Consider the following 20,911-nt stretch of genomic DNA (forward strand, 5'->3'; position numbering starts at 1 on the left):
GCTAGCCGCCGGCGACAACGCCCGGTGCGGGGTGCCGCACGAGCCAGCGGCCGAGCAGGGTGCCCTGGTGCTCCAGCAGCATGTGCAGCTCGAGCGGTACGTCGAGGACCGCGCCGGCGGTGATCCGCGGGTGGGCGCCGCCGACCAGGGCGGGGACCAGCGTGCAGCACACCTCGTCGAGCAGCCCGGCCGCCAGCACGTCGCCGAGCAGCCGCGGACCACCCTCGCAGAGCAGGTGCCGCAGCCCGCGCGCGTGCAGCGGCGCGACCAGGGCGGGCAGGTCGACCGCGTCGTCGCCGGCGAGGAGCACGTGGTCGGCGCCGAGCAGCTCGCGGGCCGCGGCGAGACCCGGGGCCCGCGTGCAGGTGGCCAGCAGCACCGAGCCGGCCGGTGCGTCGCGCAGCGCCTCGGGCAGGTCGCCGCTCGCGCTGACCACGACGATCGGCCTGGTGGTGGGGCCGTAGCCCTCCACCCGCGCGGTGCCCGCGCCGACCACGATCGCGTCGGCCATCGCCCGCAGCGCGTGGAAGACCTCCCGGTCCGCGGAGTTGTTGATCGACCCCGAGCGGCCGTCGGCGCCGGTCGCGGCGCCGTCGACGGTGCTGACCATGTTGACCCGCAGCCACGGCGTGCGCGGCGGCGCGTAGAGCTCGGCCAGGCACGGCGACCCCGCGACGGGGCGGTCGTCGTCGGGCTGGGCGTCGTCGAGCTGGGCGTCGGGCCGGCCGGAGATCAGGACGCGCACTGCCAGCGCACCACCCAGTACTGCACGCCGAACGGGTCGCCGGCCCAGGCGATCTCGCCCACGTACCGCCCATCGACCGTGTGCCCGAGCGCCCGCAGGGCAGGCACGCCGCCGGCCAGCAACTGCGCGCCGAGCTCCTCGTCGAGCTCGCGCAGGGCGGCCAGGTCGGCCTCGGCCAGCGCCGCACCGATGGCCTCGTCGAAGGCGAACGCCCGCTCGTCGAGGTGGCCGGGCGCCTTCTCCCCGCGGCGCGCGGAGCCGTCGGCCACCACCAGCACCTCGGCGGCGGAGACGTCGGGCAGCGTGCCGGGCTGGGTGGCCTCGACGATCTCGCCGGCGTAGCCCGCCTCGGCCAGCAGCGAGCGCGCGATCCGCAGCGACAGCGGCTCGCGCACTCCGCGCGCGACGTTGCCCGCGTCGGCGGCGGCGCCGAGCACCACCACCCGCGAGACGCCCTGCCCGGTCAGCCAGCCGACCGCGTCCAGGGCGGCCGCGCGCATCTCGGCGACCGGGTCGAGCTGGCCGGCGTACGTCGCGAGCAGGGCCGGCGCGGACGGCACCACCACCACGCGCCCGCTCATGCCAGGCCCCGGATCGCGCGGGTGGGCGGCCGGCGCCCGGCGATGGTCCACACCATGTCGACGGTCTGCCGGGTCTCGGTGACCTCGTGCACCCGGTAGATCCGGGCCCCGGCCAACGCGCAGACGGCGGTCGCCGCGAGCGTGCCGGTGAGCCGCTCGCCGACCGGCAGGTCGAGGCTCTCGCCGACGAAGTCCTTGTTGGACAGCGACACCAGCACCGGCCAGCCGGTGGCCACCATCTCCCCCAGCCGGCGGGTGATCTCCAGGGAGTGGAAAGTGTTCTTGCCGAAGTCGTGGGCGGGGTCGATCACCACGCTGTCGGGGCAGACCCCGGCCGCGATCGCACGCTCGGCGTAACCCACGGTGTCCGCGATCGCCGCGGCGACCACGTCGTCGTACTCCATCCGGTGCGGGCGGGTGCGCGGGGTGACGCCGCCGGTGTGGGTGCAGATGAGCGCGGCGCCGTGCTCGGCGGCGACGTCGACGAGCTCGGGGTCGGCGCCGCCCCAGGCGTCGTTGAGCACGTCGGCGCCGGCCTCGCAGACCGCGCGCCCCACCGACGCGCGCCAGGTGTCCACCGAGATCACCAGGCGGGGGTAGGCCTCGCGGACCCGGGCGACGAAGTCCACCACTCGGGCGCGCTCCTCGGCCTCGTCGATCTCGACGCCGGGGGCGGCCTTGATCCCGCCGATGTCGACGATCTCGGCGCCCTGGGCGACCACGTGCGCGATCCGGTCGAAGGCCTTGTCCTCGGCCCAGGTGGCGCCCTTGTCGTAGAACGAGTCGGGGGTTCGGTTGACGATCGCCATCATCAGCGTGGCGTCGTCGGCGAACTCGTGGCGGCCCAGCCGGAGCGTCATCGCGCCGCCCCCGCCGCCGGCGTACCCCCGGGCCCCGAGGCGCCGGGCGCCGACCCGGTCGCGTGCCCGAGCGATCCGGTCGCCGCGCCCCCCGATCCCTGGGTCGTGTGCCCCAGAGCGCGCTGCGCCGCGTCGTCAGACACACGACCGGCCGCCGCGGCGTCGCCTCCCTGGGTCGTGTGCCTGGGAGCGCGCTCCGCCGCGTCGTGGGGCACACGACCCCCCGCAGGCGCACCCCCCGCAGGCGCACTCCCACCGGGCAGGGCGGCGGCCGGCGGGCGCTCGCCGGTGCCGACGTCGCGCACCAGCGGCGCGATGGCGCCGTCCTCGCTGGAGCGGGCGTGCCCGAACTGCTGCAGCAACACGGTGTTCGGCCCGGGGGCGCCGGCGCGACGCTGCGCGGCGGCGATGATCTGGGTGGCCATCGCGCCGAGGTCGCGCAGCGCCTGGTGGCGGTGCGCGCGCCGGCCGAGGTCGACCTGGGCGATCGCGTCGAGGCCGTGGCTGCGCAGGGTGTCGATCAGCGCGGCCAGCTCCACGGCGTACCCGGTGGGCACGTGCAGCGACTCGAACAGCGAGCGCCGCACCGCCCACTCCCCGGCCAGCGGCTGCACCAGCCCGGCCAGCTCGGGGAAGAGCAGCGCGATCAGCGGCCGGGCGACGAGCTCGGTGACCCGCCCCCCCTCGTACGCCGCCGAGTCGGGCGCCAGCGTGCCGTTCTCCAGCATCGGCCGCTCGTAGAACCCCTTGACCAGCGCCACCTCCGGCGAGCTCAGCAGCGGCCCGAGCAGCCCCGGCACGAAGTGGGAGTCCCAGTCGAGGAGGTCGGCGTCCATGAAGACCAGCACGTCGCCGCGGGTCACGAACAGCGACTTCCACATCGCCTCGCCCTTGCCCGGCATCCAGCCGAGGTCGGGGCGGATCTCCGAGGCGCGGTGCACGACCGCGCCGGCGTCGGTGGCCACCGCGTAGGTGTCGTCGGTGGAGTCGGAGTCGATGACCACGATCTCGTCGAGCAGCCCGACGGTGTCCAGGAGCCGCTCGCGGACCCGGGTCACCACGTCACCGACGGTCGCGGCCTCGTTGCGCGCCGGCACCACCAGGCTGACCCGGGTGTCGGCCTTGGCCAGCAGCAGGTCCTCCAGGGACCAGTCCTGCCAGCGATGGGTGCGCCGCGCGAACCAGTCCTCACTCACTCCTGCACCCTAGCCAGTGGGGCCCATCGACCCCGCCCACCCCTCGCCCCGGGCCTCAGAAGACGCTGTACCCGCCGTCGATGACCACGGTGCTGCCGCTCTGGTACGACGAGGCGTCGCTGGCGAGGTAGACCGCGATGCCGGCGAAGTCCTCGGGGCGCCCCCAGCGCCCGGCCGGCACCCGGGTCAGCACCCGGTCGGCGAAGGCCTCGGAGTCCTGGGCCGCGACGGTCATGTCGGTGGCGATCCAGCCCGGCAGCACGGCGTTGACCCGGATCCCGGAGCGGCCGAGCTCGACGGCGCAGGAGCGCACCAGCGCGGTCAGCGCCGCCTTCGTCGCGCCGTAGGCGTGGTTGCGGCCGGCGCCCTCGATCGCGGCCAGGCTCGCCACCGCGATGATCGACCCGCCGCGGCGACCGCCGGCCGCGGCCTGCTCGCTCATCACCGCGGCGGCCTCGCGCATCGTGAAGAAGGCGCCGTCGAGGTTGGTGGCCAGCGTGGTGCGGTAGTCCTCGGTGCTCGCGTCGACCAGCTTGGCCAGCGGCAGCCCGATGCCGGCGTTGACCACCACGACGTCCAGGGAGCCCAGCGCCGCGGCCGCCTCGCGCATGCCGTCGCGGACCTCCTGCTCCACCGAGACGTCGACGCGCTGGGCTCGGGCGCGGGCGCCCTGATCGGCCAGCTCCTCCGCGGCCGAGCGGACCTTGGCCTCGGTGCGCCCCCACAGCGAGACCCCGGCACCGGCGCCGGCCAGCCCGCGCGCCATCGCCAGCCCGATGCCGGACCCTCCCCCGGTGACCACGGCGCCGCGTCCGGTCAGGTCGAACAGCTCACTGGTCATCCGGGGGCCTCCCCTGTGGCGGTGGCGGTGTGTACGGCGCGCAGGCGCCGGACGAGCTCCGGCGACGCGCCCACGGTCTGGGCCGCGATCTCGGTGTAGCGGTGGGCCAGCGCCGCCGGGGAGACCTGGCCCTCGGGGTGGTACCAGACGGCGATCGACTGGATCATCCCGACCAGCGCACGGACGCTGTCGCGCGCCGAGCGCACATCGAAGACGCCGGCGTCCGCGCCCGACTGCACCACGTCCACCAGCAGCTGCTCCAGCGCGCGACGGCGTTCGACGTACACCGCGCGGCGCTCCGGGCTCAGCGAACGGATCTCGCTGTCCAGGCCGGCCAGCTTGGTGCTGTGCGCCATGTAGCGCACCAGCGCCTCGACCAGGTTCAGGAACCGCTGCTCGGGGTCCGCGCCGGCGTCGGCGACGGCCGCCTGGCACAGCGCGCAGAGCCGCTCGATGGAGGCCATCTGCAGGGTGTGCAGGACGTCCTCCTTGTTGGCGTGGTGGTAGTAGAGCGCCGGGACGGTGACCCCCACCCGGCGCGCGATCTCGCGCACGGTGGTGCCGTGGTAGCCGTGCTCGTCGAACGCGTCCAGCGCGGCGAGCAGGATCGGGCTGAGCTCGAGCTGCGCCGAGGAGCGCCAGGCGCCGTGCCGCAGCGACGCGTCGATCCCGCTCACGGGCGGTGCCCGACGATGCCCAGCGCGAACCGGACGTACTGTTGGGCGATCTCCTCGGGGGTCAGCGGCCCGCCCGAGCGGTACCAGTTCGCCACCGAGACGCACAGGGTCACCACCGCGCGCGCCGCCTCGTGGGGCGTCGGGGTGCGGAAGACGCCCTCCTTGACCCCGATCTCGACCTCGTCGTCGAAGAGCTGCTGCTGGGCGGTGCGCAGCGCGGCGTGGCGGCGCCGCTCACGCGGCGCCAGGCTGCGCAGCTCGCTGGTCCCCAGGAAGGCCAGCTCGCGGCGGTGGGCGTGGAAGAGCGTCAGGGCCTCGACCAGCAGCGAGAACCGCTCGACGGTGTCGCCGCCCTCGGCGCGGGCGGCCTCGCTGCGGGCCAGCAGCTCCTCCATCGCGCGCTCGAAGAGGGTGTTCAGCATCGCCTGCTTGCTCGGGTAGTAGTGGTAGAGCCCGGGCACCGACAGTCCGCAGCGCCGGGCGATGTCGCGCACCGACGCCCCGTGGTAGCCGGTCATCGTGAACGACTGCAGCGCCGCCTGCAGCGCGGGGTCGATGTCCAGCGGCGGGAAGGAGCGCCAGTCCTGCGGGTCGGCGGCCACGTGCTCGCCCACGCCCTGCCCGGCCAGCTCCGGTGAGAGCTCGGCGGGGTCGACCTCGAGAGCCCGGGCGAGCTGGACCACGCGGGCCGGGCGGACCCCGGCCTTGCCGGTCTCGATCTGGCTCAGCGTCGCGGCACTCAGGCCCGCGACCTCGGCGAGCCCGCGCAGGCTCAGCCCCTTCGCCTGACGCATCGAGCGCAGCACCGGCCCGACCTCCGGGCCCAGCTTGTCCTCGCGCAGCACGCCGACTCCTTCGCACGTCGATCGGCACCGAAGGCCGATTCCGGTGAACCCTACAAGAGGTTTAGAGGTTCGATCGCTCACTTGGTCAACAAGGCCACACGCCGGATTCTCTGCCGTAGACAGCGAGTGAACTTCGCCACTAACCTAGCGCTCACTCTGAAACTCTAAACACTGTTTCCGTCGCACGCACCCACTCACGGCACTGAAGGGCTTCGCCATGGACTTCGCGCTCCCGGACGGGATCCAGGACTTCCTCGATGAGATCGACGCCTTCATCGACAAGGAGATCGCTCCGCTCGAGCAGGAGCACGTCCAGTACTTCGACCACCGCCGCGAGTGGGCGCGCACCGACTGGGAGGCCGGCGGCACCCCGGCCCAGGCCTGGGAGGACCTGCTGGCCGAGATGCGCCGCCGCGCCGACGCCGCGGGCTTCCTGCGTTGGGCGCTGCCCGAGGACCTCGGCGGCCGCGGCGCCTCCAACCTGGAGCTGGCGATCGTCCGCGAGCACCTGGCCCACCGTGGCCTGGGGCTGCACAACGACCTGCAGAACGAGTCCTCGATCGTCGCGAACCTGCCGTTCGTGCACATCGTGCGCGACTTCGGTACGGCGCAGCAGCGCGCGGAGCTGCTCGAGCAGATGATCACCGGCGAGGCCATGGTCGCCTTCGCGCTCACCGAGCCCGAGCACGGCAGCGACGCCACCTGGATGGAGACCCGGGCGGTGCGCGCGGGCGACGAGTGGGTCATCGACGGCGCCAAGCGCTGGAACTCCGGGGTCCACCACGCCACCCACGACGTGGTCTTCGCCCGCACCAGCGGCAAGGACGGCGACGCGCTCGGGATCACCGCGTTCGTGGTCCCGATGGACACCCCCGGCATCGAGGTGACCAGCTACGACTGGACCTTCAACATGCCCACCGACCACGCCAACGTCGCCGTGCGCGGGGTCCGGGTCCCGCACTCGGCGATCCTCGGCGAGGAGGGGCGTGGGCTGATGATCGCCCAGCACTTCCTGCACGAGAACCGGATCCGTCAGGCCGCCTCCAGCCTCGGGGCGGCGCAGTACTGCATCGACCGGGCCGTGGAGCGGGCCCGCACCCGGGTCACCTTCGGTGAGCCGCTGGCCCGCCGCCAGGCGGTGCAGTGGCCGCTGGTCGAGCTGCACACCGAGGCCGAGATGGTGCGCGGGCTGGTCCGCAAGGCCGCCTGGACGCTCGACCGGGCCGGCGACCCGACCGAGGTCAGCGAGTACGTGTCGATGGCCAACTACCGGGCGAACCGGCTGGTCTGCGAGGCGGCCGACCGGGCGATGCAGGTCTTCGGCGGCGAGGGCTACTCGCGCAACCAGCCCTTCGAGCACATCTACCGCCACCACCGGCGCTACCGGATCACCGAGGGCGCCGAGGAGATCCAGATCCGCAAGGTGGCCGGCACCCTGTTCGGGTTCACCGGGCGCCGTCGCGAGCAGCCGGCCTAGCCGCGCCGGCTCAGGCGGCGGCGCACCACCGCCGCCTGCTCCTCGGTCCCGATCAGCGAGGCGATCACCTCCTGCTCGGCCGCCAGCCCGGCCGCGAGGTCGACCCGCCCGGCCAGGCCGACCAGCCGCTTGATCCCGCGCGTCGCCGACCCGCTGTGCGCGGCGACCTCGGCGGCGAGCGCCGTCGCGGCCGCCAGTGGGTCCTCGGCGACCAGCGTGGCCAGCCCGAGCCGGAACGCCTCCTCCCCCGACACCGTCCGCCCGGTCAGCGCCAGCTCCAGGGCCCGGTCCCGGCCGACCAGCTCGGGCAGCAGCTGGGTGCCCATCATGTCCGGCACCAGCCCCCACTGGACCTCCATCAGCGCCAGCCGCGCGTCCGGCGCCACGATCCGGATGTCGGCGCCCAGCGCCAGCTGCAGCCCGCCGCCCAGCGCCACCCCGTGTACGGCGGCGATCACCGGCGCCTCGATCAGCGACCACACGTGGACGGCCTGCTGGGCGAGCGCCTCGGCAGCGCCCAGCGGCTCGCGGGCGGGCGGGGCCGGCCCGGAGCCGCCGTCCGCCATCAGCGCGAACTGCTCGAGGTCCAGCCCGGCGCAGAACGCCCGCCCGGCCCCGCTCAGCACCACCGCGCGGACGTCGTCGCTGCCGATCAGGGAGCTGCCGGTGGCGAGCAGCCCCTCGAACATCGCCGGGTCCAGCGCGTTCATCTTGTCCGGGCGGGTCAACCTCACCTGGGCGACGCCGTCGACGACCGTGCAGCCGACCCGGTCCTGCGCGTCGTACTCGTCGGGGCCGCTCATCAGCGCCGGCCGACCAGGTCGCGGCCGATGATCTGGCGCATGATCTCGTTGGTGCCGCCGTAGATCCGCTGCACCCGGGCGTCCTGGAAGGCACGCGCCACCGGGTACTCCAGCATGTAGCCGTAGCCGCCGTGCAGCTGCAGGCACTGGTCGACCAGCCTGCCCTGCACCTCGGTGGCCCACAGCTTGGCCTTGGCCGCGTCGACGGCGCCGAGGTCGCCCTCGTTGTAGGCCAGCAGCGCCTTGTCCACGAAGGCCCGGGTGACGTCCAGCTCGGTGGCCAGCTCGGCGAGCCGGAACCGGGTGTTCTGGAAGTCGGCGACCGGCTGGCCGAAGGCGCGCCGCTGCTGGGTGTAGTCCAGGGTGGCGGCGAGCACCGGCGCGCAGGCGGCCACCGAGCCGACCGCGATCGAGAGTCGCTCCAACGGCAGGTGCGCCATCAGCTGGCGGAGCCCGCCGCCCTCGGCGCCCAGCAGGTTCTGCTCGGGCACGAAGACCTCCTCGAAGAACAGCTCGGCGGTGTCCTGGGCCTGCAGCCCCACCTTGCGCAACTTGCGCCCCCGGGAGAACCCGGCCATCTCCCGCTCGACGACCAGCAGGCTGAAGCCGCGCGACCCCGCGTCGGGGTCGGTGCGCGCCACGACGATCACCAGGTCGGAGTGGATGCCGTTGGTGATGAACGTCTTGGCCCCGTTGACCAGCCAACCACCGTCCACCCGGGTGGCGCTGGTGCGGATGCCCTGCAGGTCGCTGCCGGTCCCGGGCTCGGTCATCGCGATCGCGCCGATCAGCTCCCCGGCGCCCATCCGCGGCAGCCAGCGGCGCTTCTGCTCCTCGGTGCCCAGGGCGGCCAGGTAGGGGATCGCGATGTCGTCCTGCAGCGAGAAGCCGGAGGCCAGCGAGCCGGCGAACACCTTGAACAGCTCCTCGAGCACCACCGCGCGGTAGCGGTAGTCGGCCCCGACGCCCGCGCCGCCGTACTCGGTGGGTGTGGAGAGACCGATCACGCCCTGCTTGCCGGCGGCCAGCCACACGTCGCGGTCGATGATCCCCTCCTCGTCCCACCGCTCCACGTGTGGCGCGACCTCGCGGGCCACGAACTCGGCGACGACGGCGCGGAAGGCCTCGTGGTCGGCGGTGTACAGGCCGCGCTTCATGGCTGCTCCTTCGTGCGGAGGATGGGTCCGGGGGCCGCCGAGGCCGCCACCGCGGGCGGGCGGTACGACGGCGCGGGCAGGCTGGCGAACAGGTCGGGGAGGTCGGCGGAGACGGTCAGCGGGAAGCGCGCCGGCCGCTTGTCCAAGAAGGCCGAGATGCCTTCGGCCGCGTCGTCGCTGGTGCCGCGCACGGCCAGGGCGTGGGTCTCGATCTCGTGCGCGACCATCGGGTGGTCGGCGCCCCACATCCGCCACAGCATCTGGCGCGAGAGCGCCACCGAGACCGGGGCGGTGTGCTCGGCGATCTCGCGGGCCAGCGCGTAGGCGACGTCGAGCAGCTCCGCGCGCGGGTGGAGGCTGCGCACCAGGCCGGCCGCCAGCGCCTCGGAGGCGGGGAACACCCGGCCGGTGAACACCCACTCCAGCGCCCGCTGCATCGGCACCACTCGCGGCAGGAACCACGACGAGCACGACTCGGGGACCAGCCCGCGCCTGTTGAAGACGAAGCCCATCTTGGCGTCGTCGGCGGCGAGGCGGATGTCGGCGGCCAGGGTCAGCGTGATCCCGACGCCCACGGCCGGCCCGTTGATGGCCGCGATCACCGGCTTGTCGAGCTCGAACATCCGCAGCACCACGCGGCCGCCGCCGTCGCGGCGCAGCGGCGCGGGGCCGTCGGCGTCGTCGGCTCCCCACTCCTCGAAGGCCGCGGCCCCGGCGCTCAGGTCCATCCCGGCGCAGAAGGCCCGCCCAGCGCCGGTGATCACCACGGCCCGGACCTCGTCGTCGCGGTCGCACGCGTCGAGGGCCTCGATCAGCTCGACCTCCATCCGGTCGGTGAAGGCGTTGAGGGCCTCGGGGCGGTCGAGCAGGATCGTCGCCACGCCGTCCGCGACGCTGAGCGTGATGTCCCGCCTGGTCGGGTGCGTCATGGCGTGCTCTCCTCTACTTCCTGGCGCTCGGCAGGGGCGGGGGTGGTGACGCTCGGGGCGGGGCCGGCGCCGGCGGAGCGGCTGCTCAGCGGGCCGCGCCGCCCGGGGATCCGCTCGACGACGGGGCGCAGCCCGGCGCGGACCAGGCCGGCGATGCCGAACGGCATCACGAACATGAAGACGATCAGCGAGACGCCGTAGACCAGGCTCGCCGCCGAGGCGTTCACGTCCGCGGTCCACTCCGGGACGTAGGTGATGAAGAAGGCCCCGAAGATGGCGCCGCTGATGGTGCCCAGGCCGCCGACGACGATCAGCGAGATGAACGCGATCGCCATCACCAGCCCGAACGAGTCCGGGCCGACGAACTGCACGACGTACACGTAGAGCACCCCGCCGACCCCGGTGTAGGCGGCACTGAGCGCGAAGACGGCCGTCTTGGTGCGCGAGCTGCGCACGCCGAGGGTCCGCGCCACGGTCTCGTTGTCGCGCACCGCCACCAGGGAGCGCCCGATCCGGCCGCTGGCCAGGCGGCGGGTGAGGATCCACCCGATCAGCACCGCGGCCAGGCACAGCAGGTAGACCCACTGGTCGCGGGCCAGGCCGGTCCACTCCGGCGGCTGCGCGGTGAACAGCGCGATCCCCTCCTGGCCCTGGGTGACGTCGTCGAGACGCTTGATCGCCGCCGGGGTGACGATGGCCAGCGCCAGGGTGACCAGCGCGAGCTGCAGGCCCTGCAGCCGCAGCGCCGGCAGCCCGAACAGGTAGCCGAGCACGAACGTCGCGACGACCGCGACCGGCAGCACCGCGAGGTAGTGCCAGCCCTCCTGGATCAGCACCGCCGCCACGTAGGCGCCGGTGGCGAAGAAGGCGCTGTGACCCAGCGAGATCTGCCCGTTGAAGCCGGTGAGCAGGTTGAGGCCCATCCCGACGATGGCGTAGATCATCACCATGCTGAGGTCGAAGTTGACGTACGGCGCGGAGTTGAACGGCACCATCGCCGCTGCGCCGGCCACCGCGACGAAGACCGCCACCCTCAGCCAGATCGGCGCGTCCAGCACCGCCTGCGCCTGGCGCAGGGCCAGCGCCCGGTCCGCCAGTGCGCGGATCCCGCTGGGAGCACCGATCTTGACCATGCTCATACGCGTGCCACCGTCCTCGATCCGAAGAGACCCTCGGGCTTGAACAGCAGCACGGCCATGATGATCGCCAGCGCCACCGCCTGCTTGAAGTCGTTGCCGATCGCGTCGACGTAGGTGCCGGCGAGGTTCTCCAGCACGCCGACGATCAGCCCGCCGACCAGTGCCCCCACCGGGCTGTCGAAGCCGCCGAGCGTGGCCGCGGCGAACGCGTAGAGCAGCATCGCGGCCATCATGTTGGGCTGTAGGAACAGCTGCGGGGCGGCCAGCGCGCCCACCAGCGCGCCGATGGCACCGGCCAGGCCCCAGCCGAGCATCAGCATCCGCCCCACCGGGATCCCCGCGAGCCGCGCCGACTCGGGGTTGCTGGCCGCCGCGCGCATCTCCAGGCCCAGCCGGGTGCGCTGGAAGAGCCAGTACAGGAGGCCGGCGACGACCGCGACGGCGAGGACGATGCCCAGCGCCTGGCGCGACATCGCGGCCGGGCCGAGGTCGACCGAGCCCTCCCCGAAGGTGGGCGGGACCGCCTTGGTCAGGTAGCCCCAGATCCATCCCGCGCCGCTGGTGAGGACCAGCATCAGGCCGAGCGTGACGATGATCAGCGACAGGTGCGCCGACGCCGTGGTGCCGAAGGGCCGGATCAGCACCCGCTCGACCAGGGCGCCGAAGGCGAACGCGATCCCCATCGAGATCAGGATCGCCACGAGCAGGGGCACTCCCCAGGTCCACAGCTGCCAGGTGAGGAACGCGGCGAACATCGCCATCTCGCCCTGGGCGAAGTTGACGATCCCGGAGGCGCGGTAGACGAGCACGACGCTCAGGGCCAGCGCGCCGTACAACGCCCCGGAGGCGATGCCGTCGAGCAGTTGTTGCACGAACAGGTCCATCATCGCTCCTCAGTAGCCGAGATAGGCACGGCGGATCTCGTCGTTGTCGCGCAGGTCCTCGGCCCGGCCGGACGAGACCACCCGGCCCGCCTCCAGCACCACGGCGGTGCTGCCGATGTCGAGGGCGAGGTGGGCGTTCTGCTCGACGACGAGCATCGCGGTCCCGGTCTCGGCGTTGATCTGGGCGAGTGAGTCGAACAGCTGACGGGTGGTGTTGGGCGCCAGGCCCAGCGACGGCTCGTCGAGCAGCAGCAGCCGCGGGGAGGGCATCAGGGCCCGGGCGATGGCGAGCATCTGCTGCTCCCCGCCGCTGAGGCTGCCGGCCTGCTGGGTCGCGCGGTCCCCCAGCCGCGGGAAGATCGAGTACCAGCGCTCGATGTGGGAGCGCTCCTCGCGGTCGCGGCGCAGGTGCGCCCCGATCCGGAGGTTCTCCTCGACGCTCATGTCGCTGAAGGTGCCGCGCCCCTGCGGCACGTGGGCGATGCCCAGCGCGGCGATCCGCTCGCTGGAGCGCCCCAGCAGCTCATGCCCGTCGAAGGTGGCCCGGCCGCTGCCCTTGATGATCCCCGACAGCGCCCGCAGCAGCGTGGTCTTCCCGGCGCCGTTGGCGCCCAGCACCACCACCACCTGATCCTTCTCGACGCTCAGGGTGACCTCGTGCAGGACCCGGACCGGGCCGTAGCCCGCGACCAGCCCGTCCACCTCGAGCAGGCTCATGCCGCGCCGCCCAGGTAGGCCTCGATGACCTGCGGGTCGGCGCGCACCACGTCGGGTGGGCCGTCGGCGATCTTGCGGCCCAGGTTGAGCACGACCACCTGGTCGGAGGCGCGCATCACCATCGCCATGTGGTGCTCGACCAGCAGCACCGAGAGCCCGCGCTCGTCACAGAGCCGGCGGATGGTGTCGGCGAGCTCGATCACCTCGGAGTGGATCAGCCCGTTGGCCGGCTCGTCGAGCATCAGCAGCTCCGGCTCGGCCATCAGCGCGCGGGCCAGCTCGACCCGCTTGAGGGTGCCGTAGGGCAACCCGGCCGCCAGCCTGCCGGCCACCGAGGTCAGCCCCAGCTCCGCGAGCAGCTCGCGGGCCCGGGCCACCTCGGCGCGTTCCTCGCGGGCCACGCCGAGCCAGCCCAGGGCGGTCGCCCACATGCCCGAGCGGGTCCGGTGGTAGCCCCCGGCCAGCACGTTCTCCAACACCGTCATCGACCCGAACAGGCCCAGGTTCTGGAAGGTCCGGGCGATGCCCACCGAGGCGATCTGCTCGGTGCGCAGCCGGAGCAGGTCGACGCCGGCCAGCGCGATCTCCCCCGACTCGGGCTCGTAGAGCCGGCTGATGCAGTTGAACAGCGTGGTCTTCCCGGCCCCGTTGGGCCCGATCAGCCCGCAGACCTCGCCCTTGGCCAGGTCGAACGACGGCCCGTCCAGAGCCACCACTCCGCCGAAGCGCAGGCGCACGTCGCGCACGGTGAGGAACGGCTCGCCGGCAGCCACGCTCGGGATGGGCATCGGGTCACTCCCGCTCGAGGACGTCGCCCTCGAGCTGCCAGGTGGTGCCGTCGAAGGTCATCATCTGCACCTGGGTGGTGAAGAACGGGTAGTCCTCGGTGGTGGAGGCCTTCACGTCGGGAAGGTGCAGGTCGCCCTGCGCGCCCGAGAGGCTCTGCGCCGAGGCGAGCATGTCCTCACGGGTGCAGCCGTCCATGCCCTCCAACACGGCCTCCATCAGCTGGGCGCTGGTGTAGCCGGTGGCTCCGACCGAGTCGGCGGCGTCGACGTCGCCGCTGTGCTTCTCGGCGAAGGCCTGCCAGGCCTGCATCCCCTCGTCGTCCTTCCAGTTCGGGGCGGAGACGTCCTTGAGCCAGGTGAAGGAGACCGCGTCCGTCGCCCCGGCGCCGGCCGGCTGCATGATGTTCTGGGCGTGGTTGGTGCCGGAGGTGATCATCTTCAGCGGCTTCCAGCCGAGCTCGTCGGCCTTCTTCAGCGACTGGGTCATGAACGTGCCGGTGGCGTAGTTGAGCCAGACGTCGGCCCCGGACTTGGCCAGGTTGACCACCTGGGAGTCGGCGGTGCCGCCGGACTGCTCGTAGGCCTGGGAGGCGACGATCTCGGCGTCGGTGCCCTCGAACTCCTCCTCGAAGTTCTCCAGCATCCCCTTGCCGAAGCCGTCGTTCTGGTAGAGCACCGCCACCTTCGCCTGCGGGTTCTTGGCCAGCACGTAGTCGGCCATCACCTGGGCCTCGAACTCGTACTGCGGCAGGAACCCCATCGACCAGTTCTCCTCCTGATCGAGGAACTCGTCGGTGCCGGTCATCGCGAACAGGTTGGGCACCCCCGCGCCGGCCACGAACTCGCCGATGGCGAGGTTGGGCGAGGTGCCCAGCACGTTCATCAGCGCGAAGACCTGGTCCTGCTCGACCAGGGTGCGGGTGTTGCTGACGGTGCGCGCCGGGTCGTAGGCGTCGTCGAGCGCCTTGTACTCGATCTCGCGGGTGACCCCGTCGCCCATCTTCACACCGCCCTCGGCGTTGAGGTCGTCGAAGTAGGCCTCGCTGGCCCGCGCGATCGCGCCGTACACGGCGCCGGCACCGGACATCGGGATGCTCGTGCCGATCTTGATGCTGTCGTCGGTGATGCCCGGGGAGCAGTCCCCGCTGGCACTGGTCTCGTCGTCCCGGCCGCCGCAGCCGGAGAGGACGAGCGCTGCGCAGGCAAGCGCGGCGAGCGCGCGATGGCGGTGGTTCATGGTCAGCCTCCAGGGGTTGCGCCCGGTCCGCACCCAGCCTCGACACGAACTGCTGTCGTTCACTGATTACCGAGCGATCGCTTGAAAGCGAACACGCCAGAGGGGTGAGAAGTCAATGACTTGACGGCAAATGGTGTGACCGAGTTCACTCTCTAGTGCGTCAAATCAGTTTAGAAGTACGAGCGACCGCTCGCTCACCGATATACGACCGGCCCGATCCGCCCCGCAGCCCGGGCGTTGTGGAAGGAGACCCGCGTGGACGAGCAGAGCGCCCTCGAGGGCATGCTCACCGCCCTGGTCGGGGACCTCTTCGGCGGCGACCACACGCCGGCCGGCCTGGGCCGGGTCGCCGGCGGGGCGAGTCGCCAGACCTGGGCCTTCGAGGTGCACGGGCCCGGCGGCGAGCGGCGTCAGCTGATCCTGCGCCGGGACCCGCCCTCCGAGCCGCGCCCCGAGGAGATGGCACGCGAGGCCGCCGCCCTGCGGGCCGCCCGGCGCCACGGCGTCCCAGGCCCCGACCTGATCGACTTCTCGGCCGATCCGCACCGGCTCGGCGCCCCCTACCTGCTGATGACGTTCGTGCCCGGCGAGACCTTCGCGCGCCGCATCCTGCGCGACGAGCGCTACGCCCGAGCCCGAGAGGTGCTCGCCTCCGACCTCGGCGCCGCGGCCGCGCGCATCCACCGGGTCCCGCTCGCCGAGGTCCCGCAGATCCCGCGGCTCGACGTCCTCGAGGAGCTGCGCGCCAAGTACGACGCGACCGCCGTGGTGCGCCCGGTCCTCGAGCTGGCGCTGCGCTGGCTGGAGCGGCATCGCCCCCCGCTCACCGAGGCGCCCGTGCTGGTGCACGGCGACTTCCGGCTGGGCAACGTGATCGTCGACGAGACCGGCCTGGCCGCGGTGCTGGACTGGGAGCTGGTCCACATCGGCGACCCGATGGAGGACCTCGGCTACCTGTGCATCAGGGCGTGGCGCTTCGGCGGGCCCCGCCCGGTGGCGGGCGTCGGCGACTTCTCCCAGCTCTTCGACGCCTACACCGCGGTGAGCGGGCACCGACCCGACCCGGAGGTCGTGCACTGGTGGCAGGTGGCCGGCACGCTCTCGTGGGCCGTGGGCTGCCTGGTCCAGGCCGGGCGACACTTCTCCGGCACCACCCGGTCCGTGGAGCTCGCCGCGATCGGGCGCCGGGTCGCCGAGCAGGAGTTCGACCTGCTGAACATGCTGCACGGCCGGGTGCCCGTGCGCCCCCCGATCGCGCTCTCGGGAGGGATGCCCTGATGCTGCACACCTACCCCGACGCCACGCAGATCGTCGTCGCCGTGCGGGAGTTCCTCGAGCACGAGGTGATGCCGGCGACCGACGCCGGCGTCTCCTTCCAGGCCCGGGTCGCGGCCAACCTGCTGCGCACGCTGGAGCGCGAGCTGGCGCTGGCGCCGCAGACCGAGGAGCGCTACGCCCGCCTGCTCGCCGGGCTGGGAGCCGAGGACGAGGCCGAGCTGGGCCGGCGGATCCGGGCCGGGGAGCTGGATGCCGACGACGTACGGCTGCTCGACGCGCTGCGCACCATCACCGCGGACCGGCTCGCGGTCGCCAACCCCACGTACCTCTCCGACGACGTCGACGACGACCCGCGCTCCAGCGGTCGATGACCCGCCCACCCCACAGGGAGCCCCCGATGGACACCAGCACCGTCAGCAACCACCCCAGCCAGCCCCTCACCTGGGTGCACCAAGTGACCAAGCACGCGCAGACGCAGCCCACCCGCGCCGCGCTGCGCTTCCGTGGCCAGAGCACGACGTGGGCCCTGCTCGAGGAGCGCTCCCGGCGCCTCTCCTCGGCGCTGGAGCAGCGCGGCGTCGGCGCCGGCGACCGGGTGCTGGTGCTGCTGACCAACCGCCCGGAGTTCGTCGAGGCGCTGGTGGCGATCAACAGGCTCGGCGCGGTCGCGGTGCCGGTGAACTTCCGGCTGGTAGCCGCCGAGGTCGCCTTCCTGGCCGAGAACTCCGGGGCCTGCGCGGTCGTGGTCGAGCAGGCGCTGGCGCCGCTGGTGGCCGAGGTGCGCCGGGCCCGCCCCGGCGGCCTGCCCTGCCTGGTCGCCGGCGAGGAGGTGAGCGGCGCCGGACCCGGCGCGGAGGGCTACGAGGATGCGCTCGCCGCGGCGCAGCCCCACCCCGCGGCCGGCCCCGAGGACCTCGACGCGCTGGCGCTGATCATGTACACCTCCGGCACCACCGGGCTGCCCAAGGGCGCGATGCTGACCTACCAGAACCTGCTCGGCCAGACGATCACGCTGGTGCAGGCCTTCCAGCTGCACGGCGGCGACGAGATCGGCCTGGTCACCTCGCCGATGTTCCACATCGCCGCGGTCGGCGCGCTGCTCCCCCAGCTGGTGCTCGGCTTCACCACCGTGATCACCCCCACCGGCGCGTTCGACCCCGAGGCGTTCCTCGACCTGGTCGAGTCCGAGGGCGCCACCAGCGCCTTCCTGGTGCCGACCCAGTGGCAGGCGGTCGCGGCCAGCCCCACCATCCCCCGCCGCGACATCCGGCTGCGCAGCATGGCCTGGGGCGCGGCGCCGGCCACCCCGGCGGTGCTGCGGGCGATGGAGGCGGCCTTCCCCGGCGTGCCCAACGTGTGCACGTTCGGCCAGACCGAGATGTCGCCGATCACCACCGTGCTGCCCGGGGAGGACGCGATCCGCAAGATCGGCTCGATCGGCAAGCCGGTGCCGCTGGTCGCGGTGCGGGTGGTGGACCCGCAGATGAACGACGTGGCCCAGGGCGAGATCGGCGAGATCGTCTACCGCGGACCCCAGACGATGCGCGGCTACTGGGACAACCCGCGCGCCACCGAGGAGGCCTTCCGCGGCGGCTGGTTCCACTCCGGCGACCTGGTCCGCGTCGACGAGGACGGCTTCTTCTACGTCGTCGACCGGCTCAAGGACATGATCATCTCCGGCGGGGAGAACATCTACAGCGCCGAGGTGGAGGCGGTCATCGCCGACCACCCCAAGGTCCTGGAGGTGGCCCTGGTGGGCAGCCCGCACCCCAAGTGGGGCGAGACCCCGGTGGCGGTGGTGGTGCCGCGCGACCCCGCCGACGCGCCCACCGAGGACGACATCATCGCGTTCTGCGCGGACCGACTCGCGTCGTACAAGAAGCCGACGCGGGTGGTGGTGCTCGGCGAGATGCCGCGCAACGCCTCGGGCAAGATCCTGAAGAGCCCGCTGCGCGAGATGGTCCGCGACGAGGCCGCGGTGGGCAGCTGAGATGGAGGTCTCCACGCACGGACTGGGCCGCGAGCTCTCCGAGGACGGCGTGCTCCACCTGCGCCTGCACCGTCCCGACAGCCTGAACGCGGTGACCACCGCGCTGCTCGAGGAGCTCGCCACCGCGCTCGGCGACGTCGGCGCACTCGGCAGCGGGCCGGGCGTCCGGGCGGTGCTGCTCTCCGGGGCCGGGCGCGGGTTCTGCTCGGGCGCCGACCTCTCCGGCACCGACGAGCCGGTGTCGGTCGAGGCCGCCAACGCGGCGGTGCGGGCGCTGCGCGACGCGCCGGTGCCGGTGGTGGCGGCGGTGCACGGCCCGGCCGCGGGGGTCGGCTGCTCGCTGGCGCTGGCCTGCGACCTGGTGGTCATGGGCGCCTCGGCGTACCTGATGCTCGCCTTCACCCGGATCGGGCTGATGCCCGACGGCGGCGCGACCGCGCTGGTGGCCGCCTCGGCCGGGCGGGCCCGGGCGCTGCGGATGGCGCTGCTGGCCGAGCCGATCCCCGCCGCGGACGCGCTGGCGTGGGGCCTGGTGGCGAGCGTCAGCGACGACGACCGGCTACTGGCCGACGCCACGTCGCTCGCCGCGCGGCTGGCGCACGGACCGACCCGCGCCTATGCGCTGACCAAGGCCGCCATCAACGCCAGCAGCCTCTCCGAGCTCGAAGGCGCGCTGGCGCGCGAGGCGGCCGGGCAGTCGGTGCTGGCCGGCACCGCCGACTTCGCCGAGGGCGTCACCGCCTTCCTGGAGCGGCGGGAGCCGGTGTTCGAGCGCTGAGCCAGCCCCGGCAGCGCTCAGCCCCGGTACCGCTCAGGACAGGCAGCGCTCCAGGAACTGTGCGGTCCGGGCCTGGGCCCGGCGCGTCATCTCCATGTCGTACGCCGTGAACCCGTGCCCGCAGTCGGGGTAGACCGCGAGCTCGGCCTCCCGCTCGTAGGCCGCCCACCGACCGGCCAGGAAGAGCGTGTCGTCGAGCAGCTCGTCGGCGGTGCCCACGGTGAACAGGGCCGGCGGCATCTCGTGCAGGTCGGCGTAGAGCGGGGAGTACTCGCCGGTGCGCAGCTCCTCGGCGCTGCGGTCGGGGACGTAGAGCTCGAAGGGCAGCGCGCCGAGCGCGTCGTCGGCCACCGCGGAGGGGACGGCTCCGCGCATGCTGGGGGTGCGGGTCAGGTCGTAGACGCCGTAGGACAGATTCGCACCGGCGACCTCGCCGACCCGCCCGAGGTCGCGCAGCCGGAGCAGCGCGCTCACCGCCAGCGTCGCGCCCGCCGACTCGCCGCCGATCAGCACCGGGCCCGGCCCGGTCTCGTCGAGCACGTCGAGGAGCACCGCGAGGCAGTCGTCGGGGCCGGCCGGGAAGGGATGCTCGGGCGCGAGCCGATAGTCCACCGACACCACGCGGACGGCGTGGGTGCGGCACAGCCTCTCGTTGGAGAGATCGTTCATCCGGGGGCTGCCGAGGAAGAACCCGCCGCCGTGCACGTGCAGGTAGGTCCCCCGGGCCGGCGTCTCGGGCTCGAACACGCGACAAGGCACGCCGGCTCGCTCGACGTCGACCCCGTGCGGCGACTCCACCTCCGTGTGCCGGTAGGCCGCGCGCATCGCCAGCGCCCGCTCGAGCGGGTCGGTCAGCGGCGAGCGGTTCGCGGCGAAGTAGGCCTTCATCCGTTCGGCGACCTCGCGCGCCTCCGGTCGCAGCGTGTCGAGCTCGGCAGGCCACAGGGAGGTCATGGCTCGGAACCTAGCGGAGGCGGGCGACCGCGCGCAGCGAGTCCAGCACGTAGTCGGGGTCGAGCATCACCTGCTGCCAGCTGAACCGGAGCACGGTCCAGCCCGCCAGCACGAAGGCGGTGTAGCGCCAGCAATCGCGCTCGTGGGCGTCCTTGCCGGTGTGGAACTCCCACGAGTCCGCCTCGAGGATGACCCGCCGCCCGGGATCCGCGAGGTCGGGGTGGAGCACCCTGCCCCCGGCGGTCACCGGCAGCTGCGGCACCACCGCCAGCCCCGCCTCGAGGGCCAGGGCCCGCAGCACCGACTCGAACGCGTTGGCCGCGCGGCCGTCGGCCGTCGCCGCCACCAGCCGCACGGCCGCCGCCCCCTTCCCGCGCACCCGCTGCGCCGCCCGCACCAGGGAGGCCGCCTCGACGTCCCCGCTGCGCAGCGCCGAGTCGGCCACCGCCAGCGCCGGGCCGAACGGCAGCGCGCGGCCGCAGTCGAGGACCGTGCGCAGCTTGGACGTGACCAGCCCGCTCTCCTCGGCCAGGTCGGCGTAGTGCAGGTGGACGCCCCTTCTGCTCTTGCGGGCGGCGTTGCGGGGCACGGTGACCCAGGGCGTCGACGGACGGAACGCGAGCTGCCACTCGTGGGCCTGGGCCGCGCTGAGGTGGGACACCACACCGTGCAGCTCGGCGGCCTTGCGCAGCGCCCGGTCGATGTCCGGCAGCCCGTAGCGGTTGCGCGTCAGCCGCTTGATCTGCCCGCGCGCGACCGCCGTGCGCAGCCGACGGACCGTGGTCAGCCGCAGCAGCCGGGCCCGGGTCGCCACGCCGCCGAGCCGGATCAGCGCGTCGACCGGGTCCAGGGCGGTGACCCACTCGCCCTCGATCGTCGACTCGGCGGTGGCGGACATGCGGCTCAGCCTGCCGGGGATCGGCCGTCGGCCGCTGGACTCCTCCACAGGCGACCGTTCGGAAGGAAAACGCGAGGGCCTCCACGCCTGAGGCAGGCCCGAGGGCGCTGCGTTTTCCTTCTGAACGGTCGCTCCCG

The 20,911-nt window shown here is 73.4% G+C and carries 22 protein-coding genes; 5 read left to right on the forward strand and 17 right to left on the reverse strand.

The window, feature by feature from the left end; all coding sequences use genetic code 11:
- Window position 1: 1 nt before the first annotated feature.
- Genes AC6EI4_RS05155 through AC6EI4_RS05185 form a run of 7 tightly spaced genes read right to left on the reverse strand, consistent with a single transcriptional unit; the run spans window position 2 to window position 5,745 of the window.
- Window positions 2–745 carry a dihydrofolate reductase family protein gene (locus AC6EI4_RS05155; RefSeq protein WP_498450770.1) on the reverse strand — a complete coding sequence of 248 codons (744 nt, stop codon included), beginning with the start codon at window positions 743–745 and terminating at the stop codon, window positions 2–4.
- Complete coding sequence (locus AC6EI4_RS05160; RefSeq protein ID WP_498450771.1) at window positions 733–1,326, reverse strand: class III extradiol ring-cleavage dioxygenase family protein; 594 nt, start codon at window positions 1,324–1,326, stop codon at window positions 733–735. Before AC6EI4_RS05160 ends, AC6EI4_RS05155 begins: the two co-directional genes overlap by 13 nt.
- Window positions 1,323–2,186, reverse strand: a complete 864-nt coding sequence (gene folP / locus AC6EI4_RS05165; RefSeq protein WP_498450772.1) for a dihydropteroate synthase — start codon at window positions 2,184–2,186, stop codon at window positions 1,323–1,325. The genes AC6EI4_RS05160 and folP overlap by 4 nt, the downstream gene beginning before the upstream one ends.
- Window positions 2,183–3,382, reverse strand: a complete 1,200-nt coding sequence (locus tag AC6EI4_RS05170) for a glucosyl-3-phosphoglycerate synthase (RefSeq protein WP_498450773.1) — start codon at window positions 3,380–3,382, stop codon at window positions 2,183–2,185. Before AC6EI4_RS05170 ends, folP begins: the two co-directional genes overlap by 4 nt.
- A 55-nt stretch (window positions 3,383–3,437) precedes the next feature.
- Entirely contained in the window at window positions 3,438–4,223 is a 786-nt protein-coding gene (locus tag AC6EI4_RS05175) for an SDR family NAD(P)-dependent oxidoreductase (protein WP_498450774.1), read from the reverse strand.
- Window positions 4,220–4,900: a TetR/AcrR family transcriptional regulator gene (locus AC6EI4_RS05180; RefSeq protein ID WP_498424149.1), complete on the reverse strand. Its 681-nt coding sequence runs from the start codon at window positions 4,898–4,900 to the stop codon at window positions 4,220–4,222. The genes AC6EI4_RS05175 and AC6EI4_RS05180 overlap by 4 nt, the downstream gene beginning before the upstream one ends.
- Window positions 4,897–5,745 (reverse strand): TetR-type transcription factor C-terminal domain-containing protein, encoded by an 849-nt coding sequence (locus tag AC6EI4_RS05185; RefSeq protein WP_498450775.1) that lies wholly within the window; start codon window positions 5,743–5,745, stop codon window positions 4,897–4,899. The genes AC6EI4_RS05180 and AC6EI4_RS05185 overlap by 4 nt, the downstream gene beginning before the upstream one ends.
- Window positions 5,746–5,962: 217 nt before the next feature.
- Between AC6EI4_RS05185 and AC6EI4_RS05190 the strand changes: the two genes are divergently transcribed.
- On the forward strand, window positions 5,963–7,222 hold the full coding sequence (locus AC6EI4_RS05190) for an acyl-CoA dehydrogenase family protein (RefSeq protein WP_498450776.1): 1,260 nt from the start codon (window positions 5,963–5,965) through the stop codon (window positions 7,220–7,222).
- Here the strand turns inward: AC6EI4_RS05190 and AC6EI4_RS05195 are convergent.
- Genes AC6EI4_RS05195 through AC6EI4_RS05230 form a run of 8 tightly spaced genes read right to left on the reverse strand, consistent with a single transcriptional unit; the run spans window position 7,219 to window position 14,876 of the window.
- Complete coding sequence (locus AC6EI4_RS05195) at window positions 7,219–8,025, reverse strand: crotonase/enoyl-CoA hydratase family protein (RefSeq protein ID WP_498450777.1); 807 nt, start codon at window positions 8,023–8,025, stop codon at window positions 7,219–7,221. The genes AC6EI4_RS05190 and AC6EI4_RS05195 overlap by 4 nt on opposite strands.
- Entirely contained in the window at window positions 8,025–9,182 is a 1,158-nt protein-coding gene (locus tag AC6EI4_RS05200) for an acyl-CoA dehydrogenase family protein (RefSeq protein ID WP_498450778.1), read from the reverse strand. The genes AC6EI4_RS05195 and AC6EI4_RS05200 overlap by 1 nt, the downstream gene beginning before the upstream one ends.
- Complete coding sequence (locus AC6EI4_RS05205; protein WP_498424157.1) at window positions 9,179–10,111, reverse strand: crotonase/enoyl-CoA hydratase family protein; 933 nt, start codon at window positions 10,109–10,111, stop codon at window positions 9,179–9,181. The genes AC6EI4_RS05200 and AC6EI4_RS05205 overlap by 4 nt, the downstream gene beginning before the upstream one ends.
- On the reverse strand, window positions 10,108–11,250 hold the full coding sequence (locus AC6EI4_RS05210) for a branched-chain amino acid ABC transporter permease (protein ID WP_498424158.1): 1,143 nt from the start codon (window positions 11,248–11,250) through the stop codon (window positions 10,108–10,110). Before AC6EI4_RS05210 ends, AC6EI4_RS05205 begins: the two co-directional genes overlap by 4 nt.
- Window positions 11,247–12,134 carry a branched-chain amino acid ABC transporter permease gene (locus tag AC6EI4_RS05215; RefSeq protein ID WP_498450779.1) on the reverse strand — a complete coding sequence of 296 codons (888 nt, stop codon included), beginning with the start codon at window positions 12,132–12,134 and terminating at the stop codon, window positions 11,247–11,249. Before AC6EI4_RS05215 ends, AC6EI4_RS05210 begins: the two co-directional genes overlap by 4 nt.
- Window positions 12,135–12,143: 9 nt before the next feature.
- Window positions 12,144–12,851, reverse strand: coding sequence for an ABC transporter ATP-binding protein (locus AC6EI4_RS05220; protein WP_498450780.1), 708 nt, complete (start codon window positions 12,849–12,851; stop codon window positions 12,144–12,146).
- Entirely contained in the window at window positions 12,848–13,639 is a 792-nt protein-coding gene (locus AC6EI4_RS05225; protein ID WP_498450781.1) for an ABC transporter ATP-binding protein, read from the reverse strand. Before AC6EI4_RS05225 ends, AC6EI4_RS05220 begins: the two co-directional genes overlap by 4 nt.
- Window positions 13,640–13,643: 4 nt before the next feature.
- The gene (locus tag AC6EI4_RS05230; protein WP_498424163.1) at window positions 13,644–14,876 is read right to left on the reverse strand and encodes an ABC transporter substrate-binding protein; all 1,233 of its coding nucleotides are present in this window, start codon (window positions 14,874–14,876) and stop codon (window positions 13,644–13,646) included.
- 255 nt (window positions 14,877–15,131) lie between these two features.
- Between AC6EI4_RS05230 and AC6EI4_RS05235 the strand changes: the two genes are divergently transcribed.
- Genes AC6EI4_RS05235 through AC6EI4_RS05250 form a run of 4 tightly spaced genes read left to right on the forward strand, consistent with a single transcriptional unit; the run spans window position 15,132 to window position 18,922 of the window.
- Window positions 15,132–16,154 carry a phosphotransferase family protein gene (locus AC6EI4_RS05235; RefSeq protein ID WP_498450782.1) on the forward strand — a complete coding sequence of 341 codons (1,023 nt, stop codon included), beginning with the start codon at window positions 15,132–15,134 and terminating at the stop codon, window positions 16,152–16,154.
- Window positions 16,154–16,525, forward strand: a complete 372-nt coding sequence (locus AC6EI4_RS05240; protein WP_498450783.1) for a DUF6285 domain-containing protein — start codon at window positions 16,154–16,156, stop codon at window positions 16,523–16,525. The genes AC6EI4_RS05235 and AC6EI4_RS05240 overlap by 1 nt, the downstream gene beginning before the upstream one ends.
- 26 nt (window positions 16,526–16,551) lie before the next feature.
- Window positions 16,552–18,144 carry a long-chain-fatty-acid--CoA ligase gene (locus AC6EI4_RS05245; RefSeq protein WP_498450784.1) on the forward strand — a complete coding sequence of 531 codons (1,593 nt, stop codon included), beginning with the start codon at window positions 16,552–16,554 and terminating at the stop codon, window positions 18,142–18,144.
- 1 nt (window position 18,145) lies between these two features.
- Window positions 18,146–18,922 carry an enoyl-CoA hydratase gene (locus tag AC6EI4_RS05250; protein WP_498450785.1) on the forward strand — a complete coding sequence of 259 codons (777 nt, stop codon included), beginning with the start codon at window positions 18,146–18,148 and terminating at the stop codon, window positions 18,920–18,922.
- 33 nt (window positions 18,923–18,955) lie between these two features.
- Here AC6EI4_RS05250 and AC6EI4_RS05255 read toward each other — a convergent pair whose 3' ends face one another.
- Window positions 18,956–19,876 (reverse strand): alpha/beta hydrolase, encoded by a 921-nt coding sequence (locus AC6EI4_RS05255; RefSeq protein WP_498450786.1) that lies wholly within the window; start codon window positions 19,874–19,876, stop codon window positions 18,956–18,958.
- A gap of 10 nt (window positions 19,877–19,886) precedes the next feature.
- On the reverse strand, window positions 19,887–20,774 hold the full coding sequence (locus tag AC6EI4_RS05260; RefSeq protein ID WP_498450787.1) for a DUF559 domain-containing protein: 888 nt from the start codon (window positions 20,772–20,774) through the stop codon (window positions 19,887–19,889).
- Between the last annotated feature and the right edge of the window lie 137 nt (window positions 20,775–20,911).

It is taken from the genome of Nocardioides sp. Z43_10 (genome assembly GCF_059766615.1).

Excerpts from the sequence above, each read along its gene's own strand:
- AC6EI4_RS05205 (WP_498424157.1), bottom strand. The coding sequence starts at position 10,111 with ATGACGCACCCGACCAGGCGGGACATCACGCTCAGCGTCGCGGACGGC.
- folP (WP_498450772.1), bottom strand. The coding sequence starts at position 2,186 with ATGACGCTCCGGCTGGGCCGCCACGAGTTCGCCGACGACGCCACGCTG.
- AC6EI4_RS05240 (WP_498450783.1), top strand. The coding sequence starts at position 16,154 with ATGCTGCACACCTACCCCGACGCCACGCAGATCGTCGTCGCCGTGCGG.
- AC6EI4_RS05245 (WP_498450784.1), top strand. The coding sequence starts at position 16,552 with ATGGACACCAGCACCGTCAGCAACCACCCCAGCCAGCCCCTCACCTGG.
- AC6EI4_RS05220 (WP_498450780.1), bottom strand. The coding sequence starts at position 12,851 with ATGAGCCTGCTCGAGGTGGACGGGCTGGTCGCGGGCTACGGCCCGGTC.
- AC6EI4_RS05200 (WP_498450778.1), bottom strand. The coding sequence starts at position 9,182 with ATGAAGCGCGGCCTGTACACCGCCGACCACGAGGCCTTCCGCGCCGTC.
- AC6EI4_RS05160 (WP_498450771.1), bottom strand. The coding sequence starts at position 1,326 with ATGAGCGGGCGCGTGGTGGTGGTGCCGTCCGCGCCGGCCCTGCTCGCG.
- AC6EI4_RS05250 (WP_498450785.1), top strand. The coding sequence starts at position 18,146 with ATGGAGGTCTCCACGCACGGACTGGGCCGCGAGCTCTCCGAGGACGGC.
- AC6EI4_RS05175 (WP_498450774.1), bottom strand. The coding sequence starts at position 4,223 with ATGACCAGTGAGCTGTTCGACCTGACCGGACGCGGCGCCGTGGTCACC.
- AC6EI4_RS05225 (WP_498450781.1), bottom strand. The coding sequence starts at position 13,639 with ATGCCCATCCCGAGCGTGGCTGCCGGCGAGCCGTTCCTCACCGTGCGC.
- AC6EI4_RS05215 (WP_498450779.1), bottom strand. The coding sequence starts at position 12,134 with ATGGACCTGTTCGTGCAACAACTGCTCGACGGCATCGCCTCCGGGGCG.
- AC6EI4_RS05195 (WP_498450777.1), bottom strand. The coding sequence starts at position 8,025 with ATGAGCGGCCCCGACGAGTACGACGCGCAGGACCGGGTCGGCTGCACG.
- AC6EI4_RS05260 (WP_498450787.1), bottom strand. The coding sequence starts at position 20,774 with ATGTCCGCCACCGCCGAGTCGACGATCGAGGGCGAGTGGGTCACCGCC.
- AC6EI4_RS05230 (WP_498424163.1), bottom strand. The coding sequence starts at position 14,876 with ATGAACCACCGCCATCGCGCGCTCGCCGCGCTTGCCTGCGCAGCGCTC.
- AC6EI4_RS05210 (WP_498424158.1), bottom strand. The coding sequence starts at position 11,250 with ATGAGCATGGTCAAGATCGGTGCTCCCAGCGGGATCCGCGCACTGGCG.
- AC6EI4_RS05255 (WP_498450786.1), bottom strand. The coding sequence starts at position 19,876 with ATGACCTCCCTGTGGCCTGCCGAGCTCGACACGCTGCGACCGGAGGCG.
- AC6EI4_RS05190 (WP_498450776.1), top strand. The coding sequence starts at position 5,963 with ATGGACTTCGCGCTCCCGGACGGGATCCAGGACTTCCTCGATGAGATC.